At 45.1% G+C, this 26,155-nt stretch carries 24 protein-coding genes and 1 other RNA gene; 15 read left to right on the top strand and 10 right to left on the bottom strand.

The window, feature by feature from the left end; translation table 11 throughout:
• Positions 1 to 70: 70 nt before the first annotated feature.
• From pafA to F3I09_RS11005, 3 genes are all read left to right on the top strand, one after another.
• A complete protein-coding gene (gene pafA, locus F3I09_RS11015) occupies positions 71 to 1,762 on the top strand; it encodes an alkaline phosphatase PafA (protein WP_223233211.1) in 1,692 nt (563 codons plus the stop codon).
• A gap of 96 nt (positions 1,763 to 1,858) precedes the next feature.
• Entirely contained in the window at positions 1,859 to 2,638 is a 780-nt protein-coding gene (locus tag F3I09_RS11010) for an enoyl-CoA hydratase/isomerase family protein (RefSeq protein ID WP_149695092.1), read from the top strand.
• A gap of 109 nt (positions 2,639 to 2,747) precedes the next feature.
• Positions 2,748 to 3,410: a hypothetical protein gene (locus F3I09_RS11005; protein ID WP_149695091.1), complete on the top strand. Its 663-nt coding sequence runs from the start codon at positions 2,748 to 2,750 to the stop codon at positions 3,408 to 3,410.
• Positions 3,411 to 3,661: 251 nt separating this feature from the next.
• On the opposite strand, the gene F3I09_RS11000 is transcribed toward F3I09_RS11005, so the two are convergent.
• Complete coding sequence (locus tag F3I09_RS11000; protein ID WP_149695090.1) at positions 3,662 to 4,045, bottom strand: hypothetical protein; 384 nt, start codon at positions 4,043 to 4,045, stop codon at positions 3,662 to 3,664.
• 152 nt (positions 4,046 to 4,197) lie between these two features.
• On the opposite strand from F3I09_RS11000, the gene F3I09_RS10995 reads away from it, so the two are divergent.
• The 3 genes from F3I09_RS10995 (at position 4,198) to F3I09_RS10985 (ending at position 7,417) form a co-directional block, all read left to right on the top strand.
• Positions 4,198 to 5,628 carry a tetratricopeptide repeat protein gene (locus F3I09_RS10995; RefSeq protein WP_149695089.1) on the top strand — a complete coding sequence of 477 codons (1,431 nt, stop codon included), beginning with the start codon at positions 4,198 to 4,200 and terminating at the stop codon, positions 5,626 to 5,628.
• A gap of 279 nt (positions 5,629 to 5,907) precedes the next feature.
• A complete protein-coding gene (locus F3I09_RS10990; protein WP_149695088.1) occupies positions 5,908 to 6,672 on the top strand; it encodes a phosphosulfolactate synthase in 765 nt (254 codons plus the stop codon).
• 10 nt (positions 6,673 to 6,682) lie between these two features.
• Positions 6,683 to 7,417 carry a shikimate dehydrogenase gene (locus F3I09_RS10985; RefSeq protein ID WP_149695087.1) on the top strand — a complete coding sequence of 245 codons (735 nt, stop codon included), beginning with the start codon at positions 6,683 to 6,685 and terminating at the stop codon, positions 7,415 to 7,417.
• Positions 7,418 to 7,663: 246 nt separating this feature from the next.
• Here the strand turns inward: F3I09_RS10985 and F3I09_RS10980 are convergent, their stop codons facing one another.
• Positions 7,664 to 8,461 (bottom strand): bifunctional 2-polyprenyl-6-hydroxyphenol methylase/3-demethylubiquinol 3-O-methyltransferase UbiG, encoded by a 798-nt coding sequence (locus F3I09_RS10980; RefSeq protein WP_149695086.1) that lies wholly within the window; start codon positions 8,459 to 8,461, stop codon positions 7,664 to 7,666.
• A 103-nt stretch (positions 8,462 to 8,564) separates the two neighbouring features.
• Here F3I09_RS10980 and truB point away from each other — a divergent pair, with 103 nt between their 5' ends.
• Positions 8,565 to 9,257 (top strand): tRNA pseudouridine(55) synthase TruB, encoded by a 693-nt coding sequence (gene truB / locus F3I09_RS10975; protein ID WP_149695085.1) that lies wholly within the window; start codon positions 8,565 to 8,567, stop codon positions 9,255 to 9,257.
• Between the two features lie 68 nt (positions 9,258 to 9,325).
• Here truB and F3I09_RS10970 read toward each other — a convergent pair whose 3' ends face one another.
• A complete protein-coding gene (locus tag F3I09_RS10970) occupies positions 9,326 to 11,758 on the bottom strand; it encodes a BamA/TamA family outer membrane protein (RefSeq protein ID WP_149695084.1) in 2,433 nt (810 codons plus the stop codon).
• Positions 11,759 to 11,867: 109 nt separating this feature from the next.
• Here F3I09_RS10970 and F3I09_RS10965 point away from each other — a divergent pair, with 109 nt between their 5' ends.
• Positions 11,868 to 12,614, top strand: a complete 747-nt coding sequence (locus F3I09_RS10965) for an RNA methyltransferase (RefSeq protein ID WP_149695083.1) — start codon at positions 11,868 to 11,870, stop codon at positions 12,612 to 12,614.
• Between the two features lie 87 nt (positions 12,615 to 12,701).
• Here the strand turns inward: F3I09_RS10965 and F3I09_RS10960 are convergent, their stop codons facing one another.
• The gene (locus F3I09_RS10960; protein WP_149695082.1) at positions 12,702 to 13,934 is read right to left on the bottom strand and encodes an ABC transporter permease; all 1,233 of its coding nucleotides are present in this window, start codon (positions 13,932 to 13,934) and stop codon (positions 12,702 to 12,704) included.
• A 105-nt stretch (positions 13,935 to 14,039) separates the two neighbouring features.
• Between F3I09_RS10960 and F3I09_RS10955 the strand changes: the two genes are divergently transcribed.
• Complete coding sequence (locus tag F3I09_RS10955) at positions 14,040 to 15,332, top strand: DUF5103 domain-containing protein (RefSeq protein ID WP_149695081.1); 1,293 nt, start codon at positions 14,040 to 14,042, stop codon at positions 15,330 to 15,332.
• A gap of 105 nt (positions 15,333 to 15,437) precedes the next feature.
• Here F3I09_RS10955 and F3I09_RS10950 read toward each other — a convergent pair whose 3' ends face one another.
• The 4 genes from F3I09_RS10950 to ffs form a co-directional block, all read right to left on the bottom strand.
• The gene (locus F3I09_RS10950; protein ID WP_149695080.1) at positions 15,438 to 16,757 is read right to left on the bottom strand and encodes an NAD(P)/FAD-dependent oxidoreductase; all 1,320 of its coding nucleotides are present in this window, start codon (positions 16,755 to 16,757) and stop codon (positions 15,438 to 15,440) included.
• Positions 16,758 to 16,919: 162 nt separating this feature from the next.
• Positions 16,920 to 17,093, bottom strand: coding sequence for a hypothetical protein (locus F3I09_RS34740; RefSeq protein ID WP_188133767.1), 174 nt, complete (start codon positions 17,091 to 17,093; stop codon positions 16,920 to 16,922).
• A gap of 177 nt (positions 17,094 to 17,270) precedes the next feature.
• Entirely contained in the window at positions 17,271 to 17,921 is a 651-nt protein-coding gene (gene fsa, locus F3I09_RS10945; RefSeq protein ID WP_089835205.1) for a fructose-6-phosphate aldolase, read from the bottom strand.
• A 238-nt stretch (positions 17,922 to 18,159) separates the two neighbouring features.
• An RNA gene (gene ffs, locus F3I09_RS10940) (signal recognition particle sRNA small type) lies at positions 18,160 to 18,259 on the bottom strand.
• A gap of 257 nt (positions 18,260 to 18,516) precedes the next feature.
• On the opposite strand from ffs, the gene F3I09_RS10935 reads away from it, so the two are divergent.
• A complete protein-coding gene (locus F3I09_RS10935) occupies positions 18,517 to 18,963 on the top strand; it encodes a DUF5684 domain-containing protein (protein WP_149695079.1) in 447 nt (148 codons plus the stop codon).
• A gap of 58 nt (positions 18,964 to 19,021) precedes the next feature.
• Here F3I09_RS10935 and F3I09_RS10930 read toward each other — a convergent pair whose 3' ends face one another.
• Positions 19,022 to 19,747 (bottom strand): RDD family protein, encoded by a 726-nt coding sequence (locus F3I09_RS10930; protein WP_149695078.1) that lies wholly within the window; start codon positions 19,745 to 19,747, stop codon positions 19,022 to 19,024.
• Positions 19,748 to 19,980: 233 nt separating this feature from the next.
• Here F3I09_RS10930 and F3I09_RS10925 point away from each other — a divergent pair, with 233 nt between their 5' ends.
• From F3I09_RS10925 to F3I09_RS10905, 5 genes are read left to right on the top strand one after another with little or no spacing between them, the layout of a single operon-like run.
• Positions 19,981 to 20,964, top strand: a complete 984-nt coding sequence (locus tag F3I09_RS10925) for a stage II sporulation protein M (RefSeq protein WP_149695077.1) — start codon at positions 19,981 to 19,983, stop codon at positions 20,962 to 20,964.
• Positions 20,961 to 21,833: a DUF4129 domain-containing protein gene (locus tag F3I09_RS10920; protein WP_149695076.1), complete on the top strand. Its 873-nt coding sequence runs from the start codon at positions 20,961 to 20,963 to the stop codon at positions 21,831 to 21,833. The genes F3I09_RS10925 and F3I09_RS10920 overlap by 4 nt, the downstream gene beginning before the upstream one ends.
• Positions 21,830 to 23,065, top strand: a complete 1,236-nt coding sequence (locus tag F3I09_RS10915; RefSeq protein WP_149695075.1) for a DUF4350 domain-containing protein — start codon at positions 21,830 to 21,832, stop codon at positions 23,063 to 23,065. Before F3I09_RS10920 ends, F3I09_RS10915 begins: the two co-directional genes overlap by 4 nt.
• Positions 23,065 to 24,045 carry a MoxR family ATPase gene (locus F3I09_RS10910; RefSeq protein ID WP_149695074.1) on the top strand — a complete coding sequence of 327 codons (981 nt, stop codon included), beginning with the start codon at positions 23,065 to 23,067 and terminating at the stop codon, positions 24,043 to 24,045. The genes F3I09_RS10915 and F3I09_RS10910 overlap by 1 nt, the downstream gene beginning before the upstream one ends.
• Before the next feature lie 10 nt (positions 24,046 to 24,055).
• A complete protein-coding gene (locus F3I09_RS10905) occupies positions 24,056 to 25,396 on the top strand; it encodes a DUF58 domain-containing protein (protein ID WP_149695073.1) in 1,341 nt (446 codons plus the stop codon).
• Positions 25,397 to 25,514: 118 nt separating this feature from the next.
• Here the strand turns inward: F3I09_RS10905 and F3I09_RS10900 are convergent, their stop codons facing one another.
• On the bottom strand, positions 25,515 to 26,150 hold the full coding sequence (locus F3I09_RS10900) for a hypothetical protein (protein ID WP_149695072.1): 636 nt from the start codon (positions 26,148 to 26,150) through the stop codon (positions 25,515 to 25,517).
• Positions 26,151 to 26,155: the final 5 nt, after the last annotated feature.

Genomic DNA, 26,155 nt, shown 5'->3' with positions numbered 1-26,155 from the left:
TAAAATATTAGTTTTTGTAAACTTGGGTTACCTTTGAAAATGTGAATAATAAATAATGTATTTAAAAATCATGAATTGTAAGTTCTTGTCGTGTGTGTGCATAACGGCCGCCCTATTGGTTACACAGTCTGCTGACGCTCAGAAAGCTACCTCTCCCAAACCTGGTTACGTTACTGCATGGAGTAAACCCGCCGTACCTAAAAAAGTTAGCCGCCCCAAGCTGGTGGTTGGCATCGTGGTGGATCAGATGCGTTGGGACTATCTCTATCGTTATGCAAACCGCTATACAGATGGTGGTTTTAAGCGGTTACTGAAAGATGGCTTCTCCTGCGAAAATACGTTAATTAATTATACTCCCACCATTACCGCCTGCGGCCATACCTGTGTATACACCGGATCAGTGCCCGCCATACACGGTATAGTAGGTAACGACTGGTATAGCAGGGACCTGAACAGGGACATGTATTGCGCTGAAGATACTACTGTAAACACAGTTGGCAGCACTTCCAATGCCGGCAAAATGAGTCCCCGTAATATGCAGGTTACCACCATTGGCGATGAATTACGCCTGGCCACCAATTTCCAGAGCAAAGTGGTAGGTGTTGCTATCAAAGACCGTGGCGCTATCCTCCCTGCAGGTCACAGCGCTACAGCTGCCTATTGGTATGATGGCGGTACCGGCAACTGGGTGACCAGCACTTATTATATGAATCAGCTGCCTGACTGGGCCGCAGATTTTAACAGTATGAAATGGCCGGCACGTTATCTCAGCCAGCCATGGAGCACTTTATACCCTATCGAAACTTACCAGTTGAGCACTGCCGACAATAAGCCCTATGAAGGTACTTTCAAACCAGGTAAAGCGCCCGTTTTCCCATATGAACTGGGCGGCGAAACCGGTACACCATTCAAGGCCATCTCTTCCACTCCCTTTGGTAACACAATGACGCTGGAATTTGCAAAGAAAGCATTGGAAGCTTACCAGCTGGGAAAAGGAGACGTGACTGACATGCTGGCTATCAGCCTGTCATCCACTGACTATGTAGGTCACCAGTTCGGTCCTAACTCGATCGAGATTGAAGATACTTACCTGCGCCTGGATAAAGACCTGGCTACTTTCTTCCAATACCTGGATGCCGCTGTTGGTAAAGGACAATACCTGTTCTTCATCACTGCCGATCACGGTGTTGCACACGTTCCCGGTTTTATGCAGGAAAACAAACTGCCTGGCGGTGTCTGGAGCGAAGGAAAAGCTGTAAGCGACCTGAATAAACTGGTAAAGGAACAGACAGGTGTTGATAAAGCTATTTCCGGCGCCAGCAACTACCAGTTATACCTGAACCATGAAGCAATTGCAAAAGCAGGAAAATCTTCAAAAGATGTGCGTGATCTCATTATCAGTACGTTATTGAAAGATCCTGCCATCGGCAATGCTTTCCCATTGCAGGAGTTAGTGACAACTACCCTGGCAGAACCAATGCGTACAATGATGACCAACGGTTTTAACAGAAAACGTAGTGGTGATATTCAGATAGTGCTCCAGCCAGGATATATTGACGGTGGAAAAACCGGCACTACGCATGGTTTGTGGTATGCCTACGATGCGCATATCCCACTGGTATGGATGGGATGGGGAATCAATCCCGGTAAAAGCAACCGCACCATCGGTATGACAGATATCTCTCCTACCATTGCGGCATTGTTACATATTCAGATGCCGAACGGTAACGTCGGACATGTAATCGAAGAAATAACACGATAAAAACATCATTTCGGAAAGCTGGCGATTTCAGATCACAGAATTTAACAAGTTCTTGTTATATTCATTCTGCGATCTGAAATCGCCAATCCATAAATAATGGCTTTCGAACATATCCTATATGATGTTAAAAGCCGTGTAGCCAGTATAACGCTGCACCGGCCGGAAAAACGCAATGCGCTGAATGGCGCTATGGTAGCCGAACTACGCGCTGCTTTCAAGCAGGCGGAAAGTGATCCCGATGTGAAGGTGATCATATTGAAAGGCGCCGGTGATGCATTTTGCGCCGGGGCAGACCTTGAATACCTCCAACAACTCCAGTTAAATACAAGAGACGAAAATCTTGCCGATTCAAAAGAACTGATGCAGTTGATGCAACAGATCTACTATCATGAGAAAATAGTAATAGCCCAGGTGGAAGGGCATGCCATTGCCGGCGGCTGTGGTCTGGTCACATTGTGTGATTTGAGTTATGCTGTGCCGGAGGCTAAGCTGGGATATACCGAAGTGAAGATCGGTTTCATTCCAGCCCTTGTAGCCGTATTCCTGGTCAGAAAAATAGGAGAGGGGCGTGCCCGCGACCTGTTATTGACGGGAAGACTGATCACCGCCGAAAAAGCAGCATATTATGGCTTGCTGAATGAAGTGATATCAGCTGACCGCATCGCTGAACATGTAGCCAAAGTAGCGGACGATCTCTGTACCGGCGCTTCCGCTAACTCTCTGAAAGTTACCAAAAAGCTGATCACAGACGTCTTTGACCAGCCACTGGAAAATGCGTTGGAGCAGGCAGCCAGATTAAATGCGGAAACAAGAGAACATGTTGATTGCCAGCGAGGTATAAAAGCCTTTTTGGATAAGGAAAAAATGGTTTGGTAATCCGGTATGATTTTTTCAATATAACCTATGAAGTCAGGCATAGTGGATCCCTATACAGCGGAAATATTATGCAAGGTGACATCCGGCCTTAACTTTTAAAACATTGCGGATGAAATACATTACTGTCATGCAAAAAGCTATTTTAACACTTTTATGCTGTTGCCTGATCACTGGTAGCCTGTTTGCCCAGCGACTGGTATCAGACGCGAAGATCGTTTACAAGATCGAAACACCACCACAGGCGGATGCCTCTTTTGAAGGCGGCACACTAACCCAATACATGAAGGGACACCTGAGCAGGGTAGATATAGATTTTAAATCTGTACACTACAGCTATCTCATTAACAGCCGTGAAGAAACAGTGGTTACCCTGATTGATAATCATGGGGATAAATACCTGATCCGCGCTGGTAAGGATGAATATACCAAGGAACTGAAGGAATATACACAGGTGCAATTCAATGATGGCGTTGAAACAAAACAGATTGCCGGGTATAACTGTAAAAAAGCGATCGGTAAAATGCCTGATGGGCAAACGTTTGAGGTATATTATACCGTCGATCTCTTGCCGGAAAACAGGCAATATAACCGCCGTTTCGTGAATCTGAAGGGAATTCCTTTACAGTTTGAGATCATCAATAAAAACGGCTCCAGAATGCATGTAGTAGCTACTAAGGTGGACCTCTATGCAGTGCCGGGATCTTTCTTTGACATACCTAAGTCAGGATATAAGGAGATCAGCCGTGAAGAGTTGCTGAAAATGGGAAGTTGATAAGATCTTGCCTCATAATTATTTCTGGAGGGTTCTGTCTTTGACAGAGCCCTTTGTTTTTTAACGGATGGTCCCTGGCGCTGGGGCTTGATGGCTCCATCGCCATTTTGTATTGTTTTTCTCTGTTGCAACCCCGGGGACCATCGGGAAGCGGAAATCCCCCAACCTTCCCGAAAACAATAAAAAGGAAAAGGTCCCGTCTCAGACGGGACCTTTTCCTTTTTATGCAGAATGCAAAATGGTCAATGTGATCAGTTCTTCCTCAGGGGCAGCACTATGTGCAGCTGATGAAAATTCATGTTGGAAGGCGGTTGTATTTGCGTAGCATATGGCAATACATATGTTACGTTCCCTTTCTTGATTGTCATTACTGACTTAAAGTTCCAGGAGTTACTTTCTGACAGCTTAAAGCTGGAGCTCATAGCACCATTGAAACGGAAACCGGCATCAAGGCTCAGGTTGGTCTTTCCTGACAAACCTGCCAGAGAAAGTCCTGTTTCATTCTTCTTTATCTTGTCTTTATTATCGGAAGTTAAATTATCGTTGGCTTTAGCCGTCAGTCCTGATATTACCAGGATGCCAGCCAATAAAAAAGACAATGAAAAGGTCTGCAATATGTTAGTTATCTGTTTCATTGTATCACAAATGTACAAACTTTTCTATATATTATATAACAAATTCTTAACGAAGATACGAAAAAATCTTAAAGTAATGTTAAATAATTTATAGAATCCTGGGAGCCTGGGGCGATAAACGCCCGATTCAAAAAATACTTATATTTACATTAATGAATCAAGACTTTCCATTTTTAAACGACGATTTTGAGGAGTTAAGAGACTTGTTGCAGCAGTTTGAAAACCTGAAAGCTGGCCAGTCTCATTCCTTTCTCGACGAGGATTCTTTCGAACTGATCATAGACTACTATGATGAGCATGATGAACTTCCTAATGCCATGCAGGCTGCTGAAATGGCTATTGAACAGTTCCCTTATTCTTCCACCCTCTTACTCAAAAAGGCCAATCTACTCATAGAATCAAAGAAATACCAGGAAGCTATGGATCTGCTGGAAAAAGCAGCCATACTGGATAGTACAGATATCAACCTTTACATCCTGCAGACTGATGTATACCTTGCTATGAACCAGCATGAAAAAGCTGCGGCCGTGCTGGAAGAACAGATTGCCGTATTTGAAGGAGAGGATAAGACAGAATTGCTCCTGGAACTGGCCGATGTATATGACGACTGTGAAGAGTTTGAAAAGGTTTTTGACTGTTTGCGCCTCACGCTGGAACACGACCCCAATAACGAAGAGGCTTTGCATAAGATCTGCTTCTGGACGGAGTTTACCGGCCGGAATGAAGAAAGCATCCGCCTCCATACCAACATTATCAATGAGCATCCTTACAATCAGCTGGCCTGGTTTAACCTGGGTACCGCTTACCAGGGGCTCAAATTGTATGAAAAAGCAATTGATGCTTATCAGTACGCTATCGTAATTGATGAGAAATTTGATTATGCTTACCGCAATATGGGCGATGCCTATATCAGGCTGCGTAAATACGGCGAAGCAATTGATGTGCTGAAGAAGCACCTCGAAATTGCTAAACCGGAAGATGTTATTTACGAAGCTATCGGCCACTGCTACGAACGTCAGCGTAAATATACCCAGGCTCGCTATTACTACCGTAAAGCATCCCACCTGAGCCCAAGCGATGATAAGCTCTACTACAAGATCGGTATTGCTTACATGACTGAAGCCAACTGGGAAAATGCTATCAAATCTATTATGAGCGCTATTAAGATTAATAAGAACAGCGCCGAATACCTGATAGCACTGGGCCAATGTTATCTTGAACTGGACAAAAACAAGGAGGGATTGATCCATCTCCTTGCCGCTGTGCGTATCCGTCCTTCCAGTATCACTACCTGGCAGGAATTTATCCGTGGTCTCTATGTTTCAGGTTTCTTCGAAGAAGCCCTGTCACAGCTGGAAGCTGCCACACAGAAAGTAGGCCATAAGCCTGTCCTGCAATATTACCGGGCTGCTATTATGTTTGCAACCGGTAAATCAAAAGAAGGTATGTTACAACTGGAAACAGCGCTTCAGGTCAATGCAAAACATGTGAAGAAACTGATAGAACTGGATCCGACATTGTTGCAACATCCCGGTATCGTAGAACTTATCACCAGGTATAAACGTACCAAAAAAGGGAAGTAATAAAGTTCTTATCAGGAACCTTTGTTCCTTAAATGCGTAATATTATGTGCTGTAATTTTGCACTGAATATTACGCATTTTTTATTTTAATTTGTTGGTATTTAGTATATTATGAGATAAGAAAATTTCTTTCTGATAAAATCTTTTATTTGAAACTCTTTAAACCGGAATATGTTAATTTTGCGCCGGTTTAATAAAGATGGGCAGTTCCCTATTCCAGAAAACCAGTGAAGTATAGTAGTTTGGTTTACAGACCGTCAAGACGAAAAAAAACGTTCAAATGAATTTTAATCTGACACAAATTCCCGATCGGACAAAGAAACCTCGTAACCATGGTTTGACCATGGTGATGGATAAAGGGCTAAGTTTGGAAGAAGCTAAGAATTTTTTATCAGTAGCGTCTCCACATTTTGATATCCTGAAGCTGGGTTTCGGAACTTCGTTTGTAACGCCTAACCTGCGCCAGAAAATAGAATTATACCAGTCTGCCAATATTCCTGTGTATTTCGGCGGAACTTTATTTGAAGCATTCCTTATCCGTAATCAGTTTGATGAGTTCGTGAGCGTGATCAAAGATTATGGTATCAAACATATTGAAGTATCTGATGGGTCCATTACCATCCCGCATGCTGAAAAATGCGGTTATATCGAGAAGCTGTCAAAGATCGCTGTTGTGTTGAGTGAAGTAGGCTCTAAAGATGCAGAACATATCATTCCTCCCTATAAATGGATTGAACTGATGAACGCCGAGCTGGGCGCCGGTGCTACTTATGTTATCGCCGAAGCTCGTGAAAGCGGTAACGTGGGTATCTATCGTGGTTCCGGTGAAGTAAGGGAAGGCCTGGTACAGGAGATCCTCACCAAGGTCCCTTCAGAGAAGATCATCTGGGAGGCGCCACAGAAAGCGCAGCAATTGTATTTCCTGGAACTGATCGGTTGTAACGTGAACCTGGGTAACCTTGCGCCACATGAAGTGATTTCCCTGGAAGCAATGCGTATTGGCCTCAGAGGAGACACTTTCCACCTCTTCCTGGATAAAGCATAATCCGTTCTTTATGAAGGTGTACGGTCTTATCGGGTATCCACTTAGTCACTCATTTTCAAAAGGTTTTTTTGCCGGGAAATTTGCCCGTGAGGGTATCAGGGATTGCATGTACGATAGCTTCCCGATACCCGAAATAGGTGAATTACCTGCATTGATTGCCGAACACCCTGACCTGCAGGGACTGAACGTCACTATTCCATATAAGCAGGCAGTGATGTCTTACCTGGATGAACTGAGTCCTGCTGCTGCACAGATAGGGGCTGTTAACTGCATCCGGTTCAAAGATGGGCGTAAGATAGGCTACAATACAGATGCTATCGGCTTCAGAAGATCTCTGGAGCCACTGCTGCAATCCCATCATAATAAGGCACTGGTACTTGGTACCGGTGGCGCGGCTAAAGCAGTACAGTATGTGCTGGAAAGCCTGAATATTCCTTACAGGCTGGTCAGCAGGCAGGCTTCCGCTGATTCGATTTCTTATGAACAGCTGGATGCTTCCATAATGGCATCTCATACACTGATCGTTAATACGACGCCTTTGGGCATGTATCCTAATGTCGATGCGGCACCTGCATTGCCATATGAGCAATTAACTGATAAGCACCTGTTGTACGATCTTATCTATAATCCCGCCGTGACGGCGTTCCTGCAACAAGGTGCTGACAGAGGCGCAACTATTAAGAATGGTCATGAGATGTTGATACTACAGGCTGAAGCGAGCTGGGAGATCTGGAACAATGATTAATATTTAAGCTAAAATAATAGCTTAAATAAGAAGAATAACTGGCCGGAAGATTAAGTACAATGATCCTGGTTGAATGGCCGTTAGACCATAGTAATAACCAGACTTAAACCAATCATCTGACGAAACATACGAACTAATAATTAAACGACATTGTAACAATAAAAAACAAAAGCTCCTGCCTTGGCGGGAGCTTCTGCTTTTTATAATCTTGAATGATCTTAATAAGATCGGTGATGTCAACTATCCTCACTGCGCCTTGATCATATAATAAACACAGGTTGTAAAGAAGTTCCTCACAAAAGGGATCGCAGCCACAGGGCCCCACTGTAGGCGGGGTTTCAATCCAAATTTATATTTGTAGATAGGATTAATCAGATAGAATTGTTTCTTCGTAATCTTGTATCCCTGCTCTTTCACAATTCGCTCAAAACGCTCAATAGAGATCCCTGTTTCCTTGATCTCCATCAACTCCGCAATAATATTCGGTGGTTCTCCAAATGCGCGTAAAACGCCTCTATAAAGCGGATTAGGCAGCAAATGGATATAAGGCATCATGTTCAGTACTTTACTTTCACATGTCTGCTGATGGCCGCCATGTGGCATATACCAGGGTGGGAATCCAAAATATACCTGTCCACGGGGAGTCAGTAGATTTTTCAGATAGCCAATGATCTTCGCCTGATCAGGAATATGTTCGATGGCATCTTTCAGGATGATGAGGTCGAATGAGTGTTTAAACTCACCCAGAAAATCAACATCATAAATATTCTTATTGATGAGTTGCATGTTACCCGCGTCAACATATTGTTTCAGGTAATCATGTGCCAATGCAATTTTATCATCCGAAAGATCTACACCTACGCAGTGACAGCCTTTTTCGAGAAAAGGTATCAATACGCCTCCTTCACCACAGCCTATTTCCATTATCCGGAGATCCGGCGTCACCGGCATGGCTGCATCTATAAAAGGCAGCACATAGTTAATGGAATTATCCACCTGTTGCTGATATCTGACATTCGCGTTGCTGTGTTGTACTAAAGACATATTATGAAAATTGCGTGAAAATAGTGAAAAAGCGCATATTTTATACCAGTCTGGTGTTTCTTAGGATGAACGCCGCATTCCGGGTTTCTATTATCTTTGCGGGATGAATCAGACAGCAGAAAAAAACATTTACGAAGAAGGACAGGTAATTCTTATCAACAAGCCCTTAAAATGGACCTCTTTCGACATCGTAAGAAAGATCAGGAACACAACAAAGGCGAAAACTGGTCATGCCGGAACCCTGGACCCACTGGCAACAGGATTACTGATCTGCTGTACAGGTAAAATGACTAAAAAGATTAACGAATACCAGGCACAGGAGAAAGAATACACTGGTACTTTCACCATAGGCGCCGTTACTCCCACATACGACCTGGAGTCTGAACCCACAGACTTCAAACCGCTGGATGGTATCACCGAACAGACGATCCATGACACTACCCGCCAGTTCCTTGGCGAACAGCAACAGCTTCCTCCCATACATTCTGCCATCAAACAGAATGGTAAGCCCATTTATGAACTGGCGCGCAAGGGAGTCGAAGTAAAAGTGGAACCCCGCACAGTTTTCATCAAAGAATTTGAGATCACCAAAATAGAAATGCCCGTAATATACTTCCGTGTTGTGTGCAGTACAGGCACCTATATCCGCTCTCTGGCCAACGATTTCGGCGCTGCCCTGGGCGTAGGAGGATATATGAGCAGCCTTTGCCGTACGAGAATAGGGGAGTTTAAACTGGAAAATGCCTGGGAGATTGAGCAATTTATTGAGGAAGCAAAGAATGTCGTAAAGAAATAGGCCCTGCCACCCAGGGCCACAAACACGGTTTCAGGTGGAAATTGCCGGCCTGAAACCGCAACCAATTCCTAGAACGGATATCCTATCGCCACATTCCAGATAATATTATTCCTCCGCCAGGTCCCATCCCCCAACTGCCACTGACTCAGATACCATCCATTCTTATTCCCCTTATAATAAGGCACCTTCACCGGTACCCCCCAATCCAGCCTGATCAAAAAGAATGAAAAATCCAGCCTTAACCCAGCCCCCGTACCTACTGCCAGATCGCGGTAAAGGTTCTTCAGTCTGAACTCACCCCCCGGACGAATAGTATCCTTCTTGAGCATCCAGATATTTCCCATATCCAGGAAGGTCGCGCCCTTGAGGTTGATACTGCCATTGAACAGGCGCAGCAGGTCAAAACGGTACTCAATATTACCTTCAAGCTTCATATCCCCCGTCTGGTCAGGGAAGGTGCTGGCAGTAACAGAACTGTCTTTGAAAGTGCCCGGTCCGAGCGTACGCAGACGCCAGGCACGGATACTATTAGGACCACCAGCCGTGAACTGGCGGATATATGGCATTACATCAGATTTGCCGTATGGAATACCCACACCGCCATAAATACGGGTGGCAAGTGTTGTATGACTAGTCAGCGTCCAGTAATGCCTGTAATCGGCCTCTAGCTTGAGGAAATTGGCAATCGGCATATTGGTCAGGCTCTCGAGATCGGTGCCTTTGCCGGAAATACTCCCCCAGAGGCTGTTGATACCATTCAGCCATGCACCAGACTCTTCGACATTCGCGCGGAAATAGGAATAGTGGTTACGGTGCAGTACATCATTGTTACTGTAGATATAAGTGACATTCTCACCGCCGATAAACGCCGGCTCAAAGCTTCTTTTCAGATACGGGTTCTTGTTTACAATACTGTCGCGGAACCCTGCATTCAGGTTCACCCCCACATAGTTGAGGGAGATAGGTTTGACGATCCAGTGTCTATAGCGGCTCTGATTCCATTCGTATCCAAAAGAAGCATTCACGTTGGAGATATAGAACTTGGCAGAACGGGTCAGATAATCGACCCCTGCAGTCAGCCTGGTACGCACCGTAGACCGGTTACGCTGGGCAATATGGAAGGGTGTGATGAAACGGGGGAAGATCAGGCTGACCTGTCCGCCTATTTCCTGCGATTGCAGCATCCAGTTACCCTGGTTACGGATGAGCTCAACGCCGGTATTCAGGCTCACATTTAACTGCGTAGCCGAACGGCCTATGTTCAGGTGCCGGTAGTTCAGGGTGATACCACTACCCACGAGGTAGTCAGAGCTCGTGCTGACCTCAAAGTTCGCCCCTATCTCCTGACGGCGTTTGGGCGTCATGAAGATATAAGTGTTCAGTGTATTCGGTTTGTCTTTGCTTTCCCTGTACTGCAGGTTTACAAACTGCCATGCGCCCAGGTCATAGAGACGGCTGATGGCGTCGTTGGTACGTTGCTGGGAAAAACGTTCATCCTTTTTCAGGAGTACAGACCTGTAAAGCACGGCCGGCTTCAGGATGTCCTGACGGTAGCGGATGGTCAGGTCCCGGCGTTGTGTGGTCTTGAACAGGGAGTCGGCAGTACTGCCATATACCGGGTAATCGGGATAGGCAATAATGCTGTCCAGCGCATACTGCTGATAGCGGAGTGAAGAATCCTCCGGATTCCAGATCTTAATAGTGATATCCATTTTAGGTCTGTCCTGACCTTTACGCTCGTTATACACGTTAACAATCCCCTCGAAAGGGTTCATAAGGTTGCGGAACAGCGTTTTATGGAGGGTGTCGATCTCAAATTCGATGGCATTGCGGTCAAATTTATAATAGCCGGCATTGCGTACCACGCGCATCAGTCGCTCACGCTCGCTGCCCAGGGCCTCCTGTTTGTAGGCCATGCCTGACTTGATCAGGGCGAGTTTTTCGTTTTCTTTGACCAGTTTCAGCAGATTGGTATCCGGTATTTCATAGCGGATCTTATTGATCACAAAGTTCTTACCGGTATTGACCTTGTAGGTGACATTGACTTTCTGCCGTTTGATAGATTCCTCATAATCCACAGTAGCATAGAAGTAGCCCTGGTTATTCAGGTAGCTGACCATGCGCTTGACAGATTCCTTGGTTTTGGTGGAATCATAGATTACCGGTTCTTCCAGGTTGCGGGGAGCCAGCATCAGGTTCCAGAACCAGTTGGATTTCTTTTCGTTGTACTTCTGGTTGTAGAGCCACACCTTGAAACGGGTACCCGAAAACAAGGTATTGGACTGTTGCAGCATGAGTTGTTTGGAAGTAAGGGAGGCGCGGATATCCTGTTTTTCAGCTTTAGATGCTTCCCCTTTCACATCCACGTCGCTATCCACATAAAGCAGCTGATTCTTTTGCAGGTATTTTGTATTGGAACAAGCAGCCAGCGCCAGTGTGGTCATCAGGATGATTATATAGTTCAGATAAATAAAAAGGGAACTATGTGGCCGCTGCTGCATCAGAGTCAATACAATTATTAATAGTTAGAAGCTTTGTTTTCTGTTTATTTCCATAGAGGCCAGTCCGCGTGGCTTTGCCGATTAAAAGAATTCATGTAGGTTTGGCTCTATGTTGTCGAAGGCGCAAATTAAGTATATTCAATCATTACAGCATAAAAAATACCGTCAAAAATCCGGCCAGTTCATTGCTGAAGGAGATAAGATCGTTCCGGAGCTCCTGCAGGAAGGCATTCCCGTGCAGGAGGTGTATGCAACTGCCGCCTGGATCAGTACTCATAAGTCTTTGCTGGACCGTATACCCACGACAAGGGTTACAGAAGTAGAAGAAAGTGTCCTGAAGCAGCTGTCAGCGCTGACTACACCCAATCAGGCATTAGCCCTGCTGGATATTCCGGGATCTGCTGACGTAGCGCCGGGAGCTTTAAAAGGGACCGTTTCTCTGGCGCTGGAAACTATCCAGGATCCTGGTAATCTCGGTACCATCATTCGTATAGCCGACTGGTTCGGCATCCGTCAGATCATTTGCTCTCCGGATTGTGTGGATGCTTATAACCCCAAAACAATCCAGGCCACAATGGGAAGCATCGCCCGGGTAAATATACTGGAAAGTGATATTGTTACTTTGCTACAGCAGGCAGGCGTACCTTCTTATGCGGCTACCTTACATGGCACAAACATCACCGAATTTTCCAAACTGAAAGAAGGTATTATACTCATTGGCAACGAGTCCCGCGGACTGAGTGAAGCCGTAATTGCCGCCAGTACCTATAAGATCACCATCCCAAGACTGGGAGGAGCAGAATCCCTGAATGCCGGTGTAGCTGCCGGTATCATCTGCGGAAGATTGTTAGTGTAGCAAACTGATAACGATATAACGAACACTGTACCTGATCCCTCGCACTGATTGCCATGGCTTTCGCTGTTTTATATCGTTAATCAATGATCACTTAAACTGTATCGCCTTCATAGGCGTGATCCTTCTGGTGATCTCGGACGGTAGTATTAACACCAATATGCAAAGTATCAACGTGCCCAGGTCAATCAGCAGTACCTGCCACCAGCGCAGGGAAATAGCCGCTACAGACATGTAATAGGACTCCTCCGGTAATTTAAAGAGACCGGTGGTCTGCTGTAGGATAGCTAAGCCAATACCCAGGATATTCCCCAGGACAATTCCCGTTATAACTATATATGCCGCCTGGGCAATGAAGATCTCCTGTATTCTGGCATCCCGCATACCCAGTGCTTTCACAATACCGATCATATTCGTTCGTTCCAGGATGAGGATGAGAACAGCCGTGATCATGTTGATAGCCGCTACAATAGACATGATCACAAGAATAATGGCCTTATTTTTATTCTGTAAACGCAGCCAGGCAAAGATGTTGGGGTAGATATCAGCGATGGAACGGATAAACAACTGATCGGGAAGAACATCAAAAGCAGCAGTGCCAATCTCTTTCAGATTACGGTAATCATCCGTAAAGATCTCATATCCGCCGATGCTGCCGGGCTCCCAGTTATTCAGCTTGCGGATCAGTTCAATATCACCCAGTATATATGTCTTGTCATATTCTTCAATACCCGTCTTAAAAATGCCGCTGATGGTCAGTTTACGCGCCCTTGGCGGTTGTCCCGGCCCCTGGATAAAGTAAATGATAAGCGGATCATGCAGTTTCAGTTGTAATTCTTTCGCAAGCCTGACAGAAATAAGCACTTCCGGTGCATAACTGCTGTCGTTGTAGTGGATAACAGTACCTTCCTGCAGGAATTGCTGTATATGGTTCCAGCTATAATGGCTGTCTACACCCTTGAAGATGACGCCTTCCAAATCTTTTTCTGCTTTTATTATAGCAGATTTGGTAGCATAAGCGTTTATTGTATTGATACCTTTTACCTGTCTGAGCTTTGCTAAAGTAGCGCTATCCATCGTAAAGGGGAATTGTTCCGTCAGCGGACCGGCATTAGGCTGATACTGGGTAATGTGCATATGTCCCCAGAAACTGAATATTTTCTGCTGGATGACCTCCTGAAAACCATTCACCAGGGCCACTGCCAGTATCATTACCGCTACGCTTATCGCAGTAGCTGCAATAGCGATATTGATAATGAACTTTGAAAAGGATGATGACCGGTTAAAGGCGATCCGCCTGGCAATGAATAATGGCAAATTCATAAGACAAATGTATTGAATATAATCATAAACAGCCGGCCGCTTATAATGAAGCTGCTCGGTACAAATTGAAAAAATAGTACCTTAATGGTTACTTGAAATGCTATTATGAAGATAAAATCCTTCTTCTGTATACCGGTAATATGTTTACTGGCATACGTTCTGCCGGTAGCTGCGCAGGAGAATACCAATAGTCCTGACCACGTTTACTACAGTAATATCCGGTCTGTGAAGCTGAACCAGGCCGGCGATCAGCTCAGTTATCCCATTATTACGCTCAATGGCGATGAAAAGCTGGAATTGAGCTTTGATGACCTGGACAATGACGTGAAGAACTACTTTTATACGTTTGTTCTGTGTAATGCCGACTGGACAAGGGCCCAGATCAATCAGGTGGAATACCTGCGGGGCTTCTCTGAGAACAGGATACAGGACTACCGTTTTTCCAGCATTGCTTTACAGAAATATACCCACTACTCGGTGCAGCTGCCCAATCAGAACTGTTACCCGACAAGGTCGGGCAATTACCTGCTGAAAGTTTACCTGGACAGCGATACCGATCAGCTGGTATTGACCCGCCGTATGCTGGTAATAGGCAATAAAGCCAGTGTAAGCGGCTTTATCCAGCAGCCTGTTACGCCCAAGGTCTTCCGGACACACCAGAAGATCAACTTTTCTGTCAATACCGCCGGACTGAATGTTATAAATCCCTTCGACCAGATGAAAGTGGTCATCCTGCAAAATTATCGCTGGGATAATGCGGTCAAATTCCCCCGCCCTTTGTTCATCAAAGGCAATGTGCTGGAATACAACTGGGAGGTAGACTGTGTGATGCCGGCAGGTAAGGAATGGCGCTGGATAGATCTCCGGAGTTTCCGTTTGCAGACAGAAAGGGTGAGGACGACAGAGTATGCAAAAGATCATACAGATGTCTATGCCCTTCCCGACTTTGAAAGAGGTGGTAAAATGTACCAGTATATCAAGGATATCAACGGATTGTACTATCTCGCTACATTGGATGATTATGATCCTTTCTTTGAAGGGGATTACGCTACTGTGCATTTCTCTTTCCCTGTTCCCGAGCCATATGCAGGCTACGACATGTTCATCCTGGGAGAATTGACGAACTATGAGTGCAACGACAATAATAAGATGGTATTTAATCCCGCCAGCAGGGCATATGAGGGAACGTTGTTCCTGAAACAGGGTTTTTATAACTACGTATATGCATTGGTGGATAATACAGTTGCTGACAGTAAGCCTGATACCCAGTTGACAGAAGGAAACTGGTGGGAAACAGAGAACAACTACACGATATTGGTTTATTATCGTGCATTGGGTGGTCGTGCAGATGAACTGGTCACTACCACTACACTGAATTCTATGTTAAGCCGTAAATAACAGCAACATAAAAAGCAACGCGTCCATAGCATGTATTATACACTATGGACGCGTTTTTTTTATCACTGCGGATGATATATCACGTTACAAATCTCCCACAAAAAATCAGCTGACAACAGTCTGGCGGAGTTTCACAATATTCGCAGCACCGCGTTTAATGATAATACGCGTACCACGGTCAAAAGTAAAGTAACGGTAGAACCAGTTACTGAACACCACCAGTTTGTTCCTGAATCCCAGGAGGCTCATAAGGTGTACCGCCATCCATACCATCCAGGCCATAAATCCGCTCAGTTTCATCCCTGCAAATTCAGCCACAGCATGATTACGTCCTATGGTAGCCATGCTGCCAAGATCATTGTACTTAAATGCTTTCAAACCACGTCCGGCAGATTTGATGATCTTCACAATATTCTCAGCCAGGTTAGCTCCCTGCTGGATAGCCACCTGCGCTACCATCGGATAGCCTTTCGGGAATTTAGGATCATTCACCATCTGGGCAATATCGCCGATAGCATAGATATTGAGCGTACCGTTCACCAGGTTGAATTCATTCACCTGTATGCGACCATTTGGTAGTATTGATTCCTGCGGAATACCTGCTACCGGTACGCCTTTTACGCCAGCGGCCCACAATAAGGACTGGGTCTTCAATGTTTCGCCATTGCTGAGCAAAAGTGTTTTACCATCGTATTCTTTCACTACCGCATTGCACAATACCTTCACACCCAGTTTCTCCAGGCTTTCCAGCGATTTACCGGAGGAGTGCTCACTCATACCGTTCAGGATACGGCCACTACCTTCAATGAGGTAGATGTTCATGAGAGATACCGGCAGTTCGGGGTAATCTTTTGGCATTATATACTTACGCAATTCAGCGAAAGCGCCCGCCAGTTCTACACCGGTAGGACCACCGCCTACCATCACGAAGTTCAGTTTTGACCTGATCTGTTCTTCGTCCTCCAGCAGCAGGCTTTCCTCAAATTGTTTGATCACATAATTACGGATCTGTACTGCCTCAATGAGCGACTTCATACCAATAGCATGTTCTTCAATGATCTTGTTACCAAAGAAGTTGGTGGTGCTGCCTGTAGCGAGCACCAGGTAATCGTAGTGTAGATCTCCGATACCTGTTTCCAGTATATTTTCTGCAGGCCGTACACCGGTTACCTCGGCCATACGGAAGATGAAGTTAGATTGGTTCTTAAAGATTCCGCGAAGCGGAAAAGCAATACTATCTGTTTCAAGACCAGCGGTAGATACCTGGTAGAGGAGAGGTTGGAAGAGATGATAATTGTTCCTGTCCAGCATTACAACCTGTACGGGGGCGTTCTTGAGCTTTTGGGCTAAGTTGATACCTCCAAAACCGCCACCTACAATTACTATACGGGGCATTCCTGTTTCCGGAATATTCGGTTGAATCATAATACAATCATTTAGCAATCAAAGAAATAAATTCGAAATGAACGTGCTTATGTCTTGCGACAATATGTATTCAAACGCCGGAAATTATAAATGCAGATCAAAGTTACAATACTTTCAGAAAAAAATGAAAGTTATATCAAGAAAAGTAGGAAATTATTCGCGTCAATCAGTTTCGTTAGATTTGGGTTTGAAGCCTGGAGTGCGTCCGCTGGGGCATAGGTTTTGGCTGGTCTGTAAAGAAAATCCGGGAAAACTATAGCAAGTATTGGGGAAAAGAAGATTATGAATTACAATGCTGTTAAAGAATCCAACCAGGTAGCATAATAGATATAACAAACGCCATTAACAAAACATAATAGGACTCCTTTAGGAGTCCCGTGTTTGTAGCCCGGGGTGCAACCCCGGGGGGACGGCAGAACGATATAATTGAATGGGATCACGGAATAATATGACGGAATAAAAAAATCCCCGATGCATGGCGTGCACCGGGGAGTATACCATCTAAAAACAAGATTACATTTTCTTAGCGTCTTCCAGGAACTTAGCCAGACCGATGTCAGTCAGCGGGTGTTTCAGGAGACCGAGGATAGAATCCAGCGGACATGTACAAATGTCTGCACCGGCTTCAGCGCATTTGATGATGTGTAAAGGAGAACGGATAGAAGCCGCCAGGATCTCTGTTTTGAAGCCCTGAATGCTGTAGATCTGTGCTATCTGGGCGATCAGCTCAACGCCATCCCAGTTACTGTCATCAATACGGCCAATGAAAGGAGATACAAAGGTAGCACCTGCTTTAGCTGCCAGGATAGCCTGACCTGCAGAGAATACCAGCGTACAGTTGGTTTTGATACCGTTGTCGGTGAACCATTTCAGCGCTTTGATACCGTCTTTGATCATTGGCACTTTCACCACGATATTTGGGTGGATAGCAGCCAGTTTCTTTCCCTCTTCAACGATGGCGTTGAACTCGGTCGACAATACTTCTGCACTGATAGGACCATCTACCAGCTCGCAAATTGTTTCATAATGTTTGAGGATGTTAGCTTCGCCTTTGATGCCTTCTTTAGCCATCAGGGAAGGGTTGGTGGTAACACCGTCAAGAACGCCCAGGTCGTTTGCTTCTTTAATCTGTGCCAGATTTGCAGTATCTATGAAGAATTTCATTGTGAAATGATTTAGTCCTTTTTAAATAATTTATTGCCGCCACAATAGTACGGAACAAATAATATATAATCAACAGTACTCACTGATTCATTTAGAATGAACACAGAAACCTGACAATCGCGAAATAAACAGTTGGAACGCATTGGGTAGAGTCAGGTCATCCTTATGAGAATGAGTAGTTAGTTAATAGTATTACAATTGAATCTATTGACTGATGACCTGGAATATCAAAAAAAAAAAACGGCAAGTTACTTACATCGCACCGCTACAACCGCCTACCCTTGCTACATTCCTGTCCTGGGGGAGTTCAGCAGGAGCTGGTCGTATAAGACTTGCCGGCTGCAAATGTACACTAATTGAAATAAATAACAAATATTAAAAGAAGAATTATCAGAATTATTTAAAAAAGAGAACAAAAAATGTGTTGTTGCAGTGATCAATTCTGTCACATTGGATGTTATATCTCTTGTATCAGTGACCGGTTGAACCCCTGCAGAGGCTCCATACTCCATGAAACAAACCTTTTTCACACCACGATCCGATAGGTATTATGTTCAATTTCTATACATATGTCCTTTCACCTAAACTTTTAATCATGCAAGACGTCTCTTACGATTCTTCAGGCGCTGCCATGAGTGGCGCATTCGGTGTTCTTATGGTGTTCTATCTGGCTATTTGCGTGTTGCTCATTGTCTGCGGCTGGAAAATATTCGAAAAGGCCGGCAAACCGGGCTGGGCAAGCATTATTCCTATTTACAATTTAATTGTGATGCTGGAAATTGTAGGGAAACCCTGGTGGTATATTTTTATGTTTCTGATCCCTATCTACGGATGGATCATCCTGCCTATTATGTTGACCCATGATCTCAGCAAGAGCTTTGGGAAGGATGTTGGGTTCACAATAGGATTACTACTACTGGGGATCATTTTTTATCCGATCCTGGCTTTCAGCAAAGACATCCGTTATATAGGTCCTGGCGGTCGTCCTGCCGGGGCTGCACTGGATAGCCAGATAGGTAGTATCGGAAATCCTGCTGTGTAAAAAACTTTTTGCCATAATTAGTTTTCCTGCCGGTTGTCATTTATTTGGCGACCGGCAGTTATCGGGTAGTATAGTAGTTGTAATCGTTCAGTACTGTTTCCAGGAATTCCGCCGGCTGCATATCCGTTTTGATCTCAAGCACATCTTTTACGCGATAGGCTACACGTGCCGCCAGCTCCGGGTTATTTGACTTGATAGCCTGGTCCATCAGTGTTTTGATCTTGTTCATGTCCCTGTCAGATAACTTCAGGATCTGCGGGAAATGTGGCTGATAATCCACCGCAGACATATCCCTGAAAATCGTATCATTCAGGCTTGCCTTTGTTTTGGTGCTCACTACGATCGTTCCCGCCACTATATCCCCCAGCCGTTGATCATACGGCGATCTTAACATGGCAATGATGGGTATAATGCCATTCCAGAAAATATAGGGCGTTTCCAGCAAACGGAACAGCCATCTGATCAGGTGCTGGCTGATGCTGGGCTTCCCTCCCTGCATATTCCTCACTTTGATGTTCAGCAGCAGCTTGCCCGGCGTCTGCCCGTTCATAATGATCTCTAACACAAGGAAATAGAATAGCATCGGCAATACGCCCAGGAAAAAATACACGACATAGCTGACCGTCTCGCTCAGCTGCAGGTTATACACCGTGTAACCCAATGCTATACAATATACCAGCCTGATGAGCGTATCCAGCAACCATCCCAGAAAACGCTGGAAAAGGTTAGCCGTCTCAAATTCAAGATCTATATTGAAAGAAGTGGGTATTTTTATAGAGGCCATGTATAAATTTACTAATTAATCTATATGTTTGTAAGTAGTCCATAGATCGCAGACCATAAGCGGTAGACCTTTGTTCCGAACGGTTCCGTTGCTGACTAATCTAGCTACATTTATTTAATTAATATTAGCTGCCGGGGTCTTTTTTTTGTATATTCTGAGCAAAATCCTTTCATTGAACATTTGATGGCTTATCCTTTATAGCCAGCTATGGATGACGGACTAACAGACAGCCCATGCGTGAATCAACCTTCATAAAAAAGAATCTGCAGCGTTGGAAAAGATACCAGGAGCAACCTGCCGAAGATCCGGACGAGATGGCGGAACGTTTTACCAGCCTGCTGGATGATCTGGCTTATGCCAAAACTTTCTACAGTTTTAGCAAGGTGACCGCTTATATCAACAGCCTGGCTGCCGGTATTTATCATCATATCTATGGCAACCGGAAAGAACAGGATGGCCGGGTCCGGAATTTCTTCATCTACGAGCTGCCACTGCTGTTCCGCAAATACCACCGTTTGTTCCTGTTCTCCTTTTTATTCTTCCTCCTGTTCTGCGTGATCAGTGCTTTCTCGGCCGCTCACGATGAAACTTTCGTACGTGGTGTGCTGGGAGATGAATATGTGGGCATGACGGAACGGAATATCAATAACGGCGATCCTTTTGGCGTTTATAAACAGGAGAACGAGCTGGTGATGTTCCTGAGAATCGCGGAGCGGAATATCACTATAGCTATGTTGACCTTTGTAAGCGGCCTCACGTTGGGAGTTGGTACCCTATGGCTGATGATGAAGAATGCTGTAATGCTGGGAGCCTTCCAGTATTACTTCTTCTCCAAGGGCCTGGGCATGAAATCAGTACTCGTGATCTGGATACATGGCACCCTGGAGATCTCTGCTATTGTAATAGCCGGTTGTGCCGGGTTGGTAATGGTCAGCGGACTGATATTCCCGGGTACCCGTAAAAGATTGGACGCGCTAAAAAATACAGCCCGCGATGGCGTAAAAATAGTCGTGACGCTGATACCCGTATTTATAGTGGCGGCTTTCCTGGAAGGCTTTGTAACCCGGCATACCGCCATGCCTGTATGGACAAGTATCAGTATCTTGTCGCTATCGCTGCTATTTATCGTTGGTTACTTTATTGTTTACCCGATCTATCTGCATCGTAAAGGATATAAGCTCGGACCAAAAGCAACTATTATAAAGCCTGTGAAATGAGGAAGACGCGTGTTCATTATATCCTGGTATTATTGTGCCTGCCTTTGTTCACCAAAGCGCAGGAGTCTGTGCCTACAGAAAAGTGGGATTCGATGGTGGCTGAAGACATGGTCGCTACAGCTGCAAAAAGAGAGGCAGCAGAAGAAGCAGCCGATGCAGGCGTCAGGGAAGATATCAGTCAGGATACAGAAAAAGTGCCGGAAGTACATTATCTCTGGGACCAGGCAATGCCGGCCATGGCTGATACGATGGAGTCTTATGCGGATTATCCACTGGTGATACGGGCCGTACCCGACACCATCATGAAAGTATTGCTGGCAGATGAGGAATTGCAATACAAAAAAAAGGAGCCGGAACAACGCAGGGAATCGTCCTGGCTTGATGATATCTTTTCGGGACTGCTGCGACTGGTAGGGCTTTTCCCGGTTGCGATCGTATGTATCATATTAAGTTGTGCCGGTTTGCTGTTATATCTCTACCTGAGACAGAATGGCTACCTGTTTAAGAGAAAGAAGCCGGATATTGATAAGACTGTAAAACTGACGGAGGAAGAACTGGATGTGGAAACATATCATCAGCAGATAGAACAGGCCATTTCTTCCGGCACGTTCAGAGTAGCAGTAAGACTGTTATACCTGCAAACGCTGCGGGTATTGGTGGATAAGGGGATCCTTACTTATAGCAGGGAGAAAACCAATGCAGCTTATCTGCGCAGCCTGGTGTCTACACCATGGTATAAAACATTTGCAACGCTGACGCTGGATTATGAATATATCTGGTACGGAGAGATGCCTGTGAACAATGAACAGTTCAACATTATACACAGGCAGTTCCGTCAATTTATGAACGAATTAGGCTATACCCGGTGAAATCAAAATTAATAGCAATAATCAGCGCCATTATCCTGGTATTTTTGATACTGCTGGTCTTCTCGTCGCGTACAGGTAAGCCGGACAGCAAAAATATTGATGAGAAGGAACTTGCGCGCCAGAGCTTTTCCCACAAAGACAAAAGCCCCGGCGGATGTTATGTGATGTTTAAGACCCTGTCTCATCTGTTTTACTATGATATCAAACCACAGGTAGTTACCAAGCCTTTTTCCCGTACGTACAGCAAGGATGAAACACTGGCCTCTACCGATTATAACCTGTATATCCTGGTGGCAGACAGATTATATACTTCAGCAGAAGACGCGAAGAATATGATCAAATTTGCTTCAGCGGGTAATCAGCTGTTCATTGCTTCCAACCGGCCGGATAGTATGCTGCTGGAATACCTGAATATAGCAGTGGATGATGAGGGTATCTTCCAGTCTTTTACCAATGCTGACCAGCGTTATGTGAACAGGAACCTGGCGCCTGATACAGCCTTTTCCCGTAAAGGCATCAGAGCGGGAAGCTTCATCACAAAAATGGATACCAGCCGCACTACTATATTGGGTACAGATGCATTCAAGCGTCCTGATTTTGTAAGGATAGCAGTTGGCGAAGGCGCTGTATTCCTGCTGTTGCAGCCATCTACACTGACCAATTACTTCCTGATGCAGGGGCGTAATATCGTGTCTTTGGAAAGACAACTGGCATACACCAATCTGTACATGGATCATGTGTATTGGGATGAGTTTTATAAATATCAGCGTTATCGTCAGTCATCCGATTTCAGCGAATGGCAGGTGCTGATGCGTTATCCTGCCATGCGTTGGGCCTTGTGGCTGGCTGTGGCATTACTATTGATCTATATGTTATTTGAAAGCAAGCGCAGACAACGTATCATTCCTGAAAAGCCGATGCTGGTGAATAACTCGCTGGAGTTTGTGGATGCGTTGGGACAATTATATTATCAGCAGCATGATAATCGTAACCTGGCGCAGAAGATCATTTTACAGTGGCAGGAGTTTGTACGCACACGCTATTATCTGAACACAAACAACCTGGATGCTGCATTTGCAGAGGCATTGTCCCGCAAGGCAGTCATGCCACTGGAACAGGTGAAAGATATCCTGAGCAGTATTCAGCAGGTGCAGTCAGGTTACACTATTACAGATGAATATTTACAGCGATTTTATAAAAATATACAAGCGTTCTATTTAAATACGAAATAATGGAGGAAACTACATTTCAGCCCCGTACTGATTTTACCGCTCTTCATGAAGCGGTAGTGGCCATCCGGGAGCAGATAGGAAAGGTAATCATTGGTCAGCATGAGATGATTGATCTGTTAATAGCCGGGCTGCTTACTCAAGGACACGTGCTCATAGAAGGCGTACCTGGAGTAGCAAAGACACTAACCGCCAAACTGCTGGCGCGCTGTATAGATGCAGACTTTTCCAGGCTGCAGTTCACACCCGATATTATGCCTGCGGATGTGATCGGTACTTCCATATTCAATCCGGAGAAAAGAGAGTTTGAATATAAGCGTGGCCCGGTGTTCAGTAACCTCGTGTTGATAGACGAAATTAACCGCGCTCCTGCAAAAACGCAGGCGGCTCTGTTTGAAGTGATGGAAGAAAGGCAGATAACGAATGATGGCATCACACATCCTTTGCCTGCTCCTTTCATGGTAGTGGCTACACAGAACCCGATAGAGCAGGAAGGAACTTATCGCTTGCCGGAAGCACAGCTGGACCGTTTCCTCTTCAAGATAGAAGTGAAGTATCCTGCACTGGCGGAAGAGATCTCCATGTTGCAGGCCATGCATCAGTACAATGGTTTGTCTGACCTGACCCAGCTTGTAGAACGTGTAGTAACGGCCATACAGATCATGGAATACCAGGTGCTGGTGCGTAAAGTGCATATAGAAGATAAATTGCTGCATTACATCGCTGCCCTGATCCATGAAACGCGTAATAATGCTTCATTGTATCTCGGTGCATCGCCACGTGCATCGCTGGCAGTGATGAATTGTGCAAAGGCTATTGCCGCTATGCAGAGCCGCGACTTTGTTACACCTGATGACATCGTCAGTATGTTGCCGCATGTATTACGGCATCGTATTATGTTGACACCTGAGCGTGAAATGGAAGGTATTACTGCAGACGAAGTGATCTCACAGATCGTGAAGTCAGTGGAAGTGCCGAGGTAAACATTATTGTATGTTGAAAGCATTCTATCAGTCTTTATTTTTTACAACACGCTTCTATGCATTGCTGGGAAGTACAGCGATGTTATTCGTTGTGTCTTACTTCTTCCCGCCATTGTATATCGTGTCGGAGCTGATCTTTGCATTACTCGCGTTCCTGCTTGTACTGGATCTGTTCTTCCTGTATGTGGCAGGAGAGAAGCCGTTGGAGGTGACACGCACTATGGCGAGCCGTTTCAGTAATGGTGACAATAATGACATCAGCATAAAGCTGGTGAATAATTATCGTTTTCCCATCACCGTTATTATACTGGAAGAATTGCCGGTGCAGTTCCAGATACGTGATTTCAGGAAGAAGGCAAAGCTGAAAGCAGGAGAGGAGCAGGAGATCCATTATACTTTACGTCCTGTAGAAAGGGGGGAATACCGTTTTGGTAAAACCAATGCTTTTGTACGCAGCTTACTGGGATTGTCGCAGCGGCATGTTGCTCCGTTGAATGAGGAAATTGTTAAAGTATATCCTTCTTTTCTGCAGTTACGCAACTATGAGTTCTTTTCTTTCAATGGCCGTTTACAGGAAATGGGCGTGCATAAGCAGCGTGTGGTTGGTCATAGCATGGAGTTTGATCATATTAAGGAATATGTACGTGGAGATGATGTGCGTATGTTGAACTGGAAAGCTACTGCACGCAGGGGCACTCCTATGGTCAATAACTATGTTGAAGAAAAGTCGCAGCAGGTATATTGCGTGATCGATAAAGGCAGGGCCATGAAGATGCCTTTTGAAGGATTATCCTTATTGGATTATGCTATCAACGCCTCACTGATATTCAGTAATATCGCCCTGCAGAAGGGAGATAAAACAGGACTGGTTACGCTGGCTGCGCAACAGGTAGATGTGTTGCCTTCTTCCGGTAAGAAGACTCAAATGAACCTGATACTGGAGAGATTATATGCACAGGAAACGCAGTGGGAGGAAAGTGATTATGAGAGACTGAGTGTTACGTTACGTAGTGTTTTTTCTCAGCGTTCTTTACTGATACTCTTCACCAATTTTGAGTCGATGACGGCGCTGCAGCGACAGCTACCTTATCTCCGCAAGCTTGCGAAGTATCACTTGTTGCTGGTGGTCTTCTTTGAAAATACAGAGCTCAGGAAAGTAACGAAAGATCACGTGCACACTGTAGAAGGGATCTATCGTCAGGTGATTGCACAGAAATTTGCTTATGAAAAGAAACTAATGGTCAGGGAACTTACGAAATATGGCATCCTGTCCTTACTTACCCCACCGGAACAACTCACACTGAATGTGATTAACAAATACCTGGAACTGAAAGCCAGGGCGCTTATTTAACCGTGGAAATCAGCTCCAATGCTCATGAAATTATTTATTCAGGAGCTGTTTCAAAATACCTGGAGCTGAAAGCCAGGGCGCTTATTGAGCCATAGTAATCAGCTCCGGGGCTCATGGATTATTTATCCTGGAGCTGTTTCACAGGTATTGTACTTGATATAGACATTGATGGATCGTTTTTATTGGTAGCTGTAACCGTAATAGTGCGGGTTGCATCATTACTGTTCAGCAGCAGGTCCTGTCCCAATAGTTTCCCTGCACTGGTTGTGAATTTAATAGCGGCTGTATCCAGCGGGTAGATCTTTCCGCTGCTGAAAGAGCCTTCCACATTCAGGTAAAACCTGATGTTTCTTTTCAGGCTGTCGGCGTAGTGGTTAAAGCGGATACTTTCCAGGTGCGGGAGTGTCAGTGTTGTGGTCAGCGGCTGTGCTGTTTCAGGTAGTGTGATATTAAGTTCCACCTGGTAATGCAGCTTTGCCAGTCGTTGCCTGTCGAGCTGTAAATAGCCGTTCTGCACGCTGCCGGCAGAACTGGTCACTTTGATGTTCCTCCACCGGTAAGCGCCCTGTAAAAATCCTTCTGTTTTACTTACCTGTCCGTTTGCATATTTGAATTCCAGACCAATAGGGATATGATCGTACAGTTCGGCTATGGAAGCCGGGTCATAACTGGCCGTAACGCTGGTTATATTGTTTTGCTGTGCCTGGGCGTTGAAGAAAAGCAATAGCTGCGCGATGATTAAAAAAGCTCTCAATGTGT

Origin of the sequence: Chitinophaga sp. CF418 (assembly GCF_900142925.1) — a bacterium.
GTDB lineage: Bacteria > Bacteroidota > Bacteroidia > Chitinophagales > Chitinophagaceae > Chitinophaga.
This window is presented reverse-complemented; position numbering and strand designations above follow the sequence as displayed.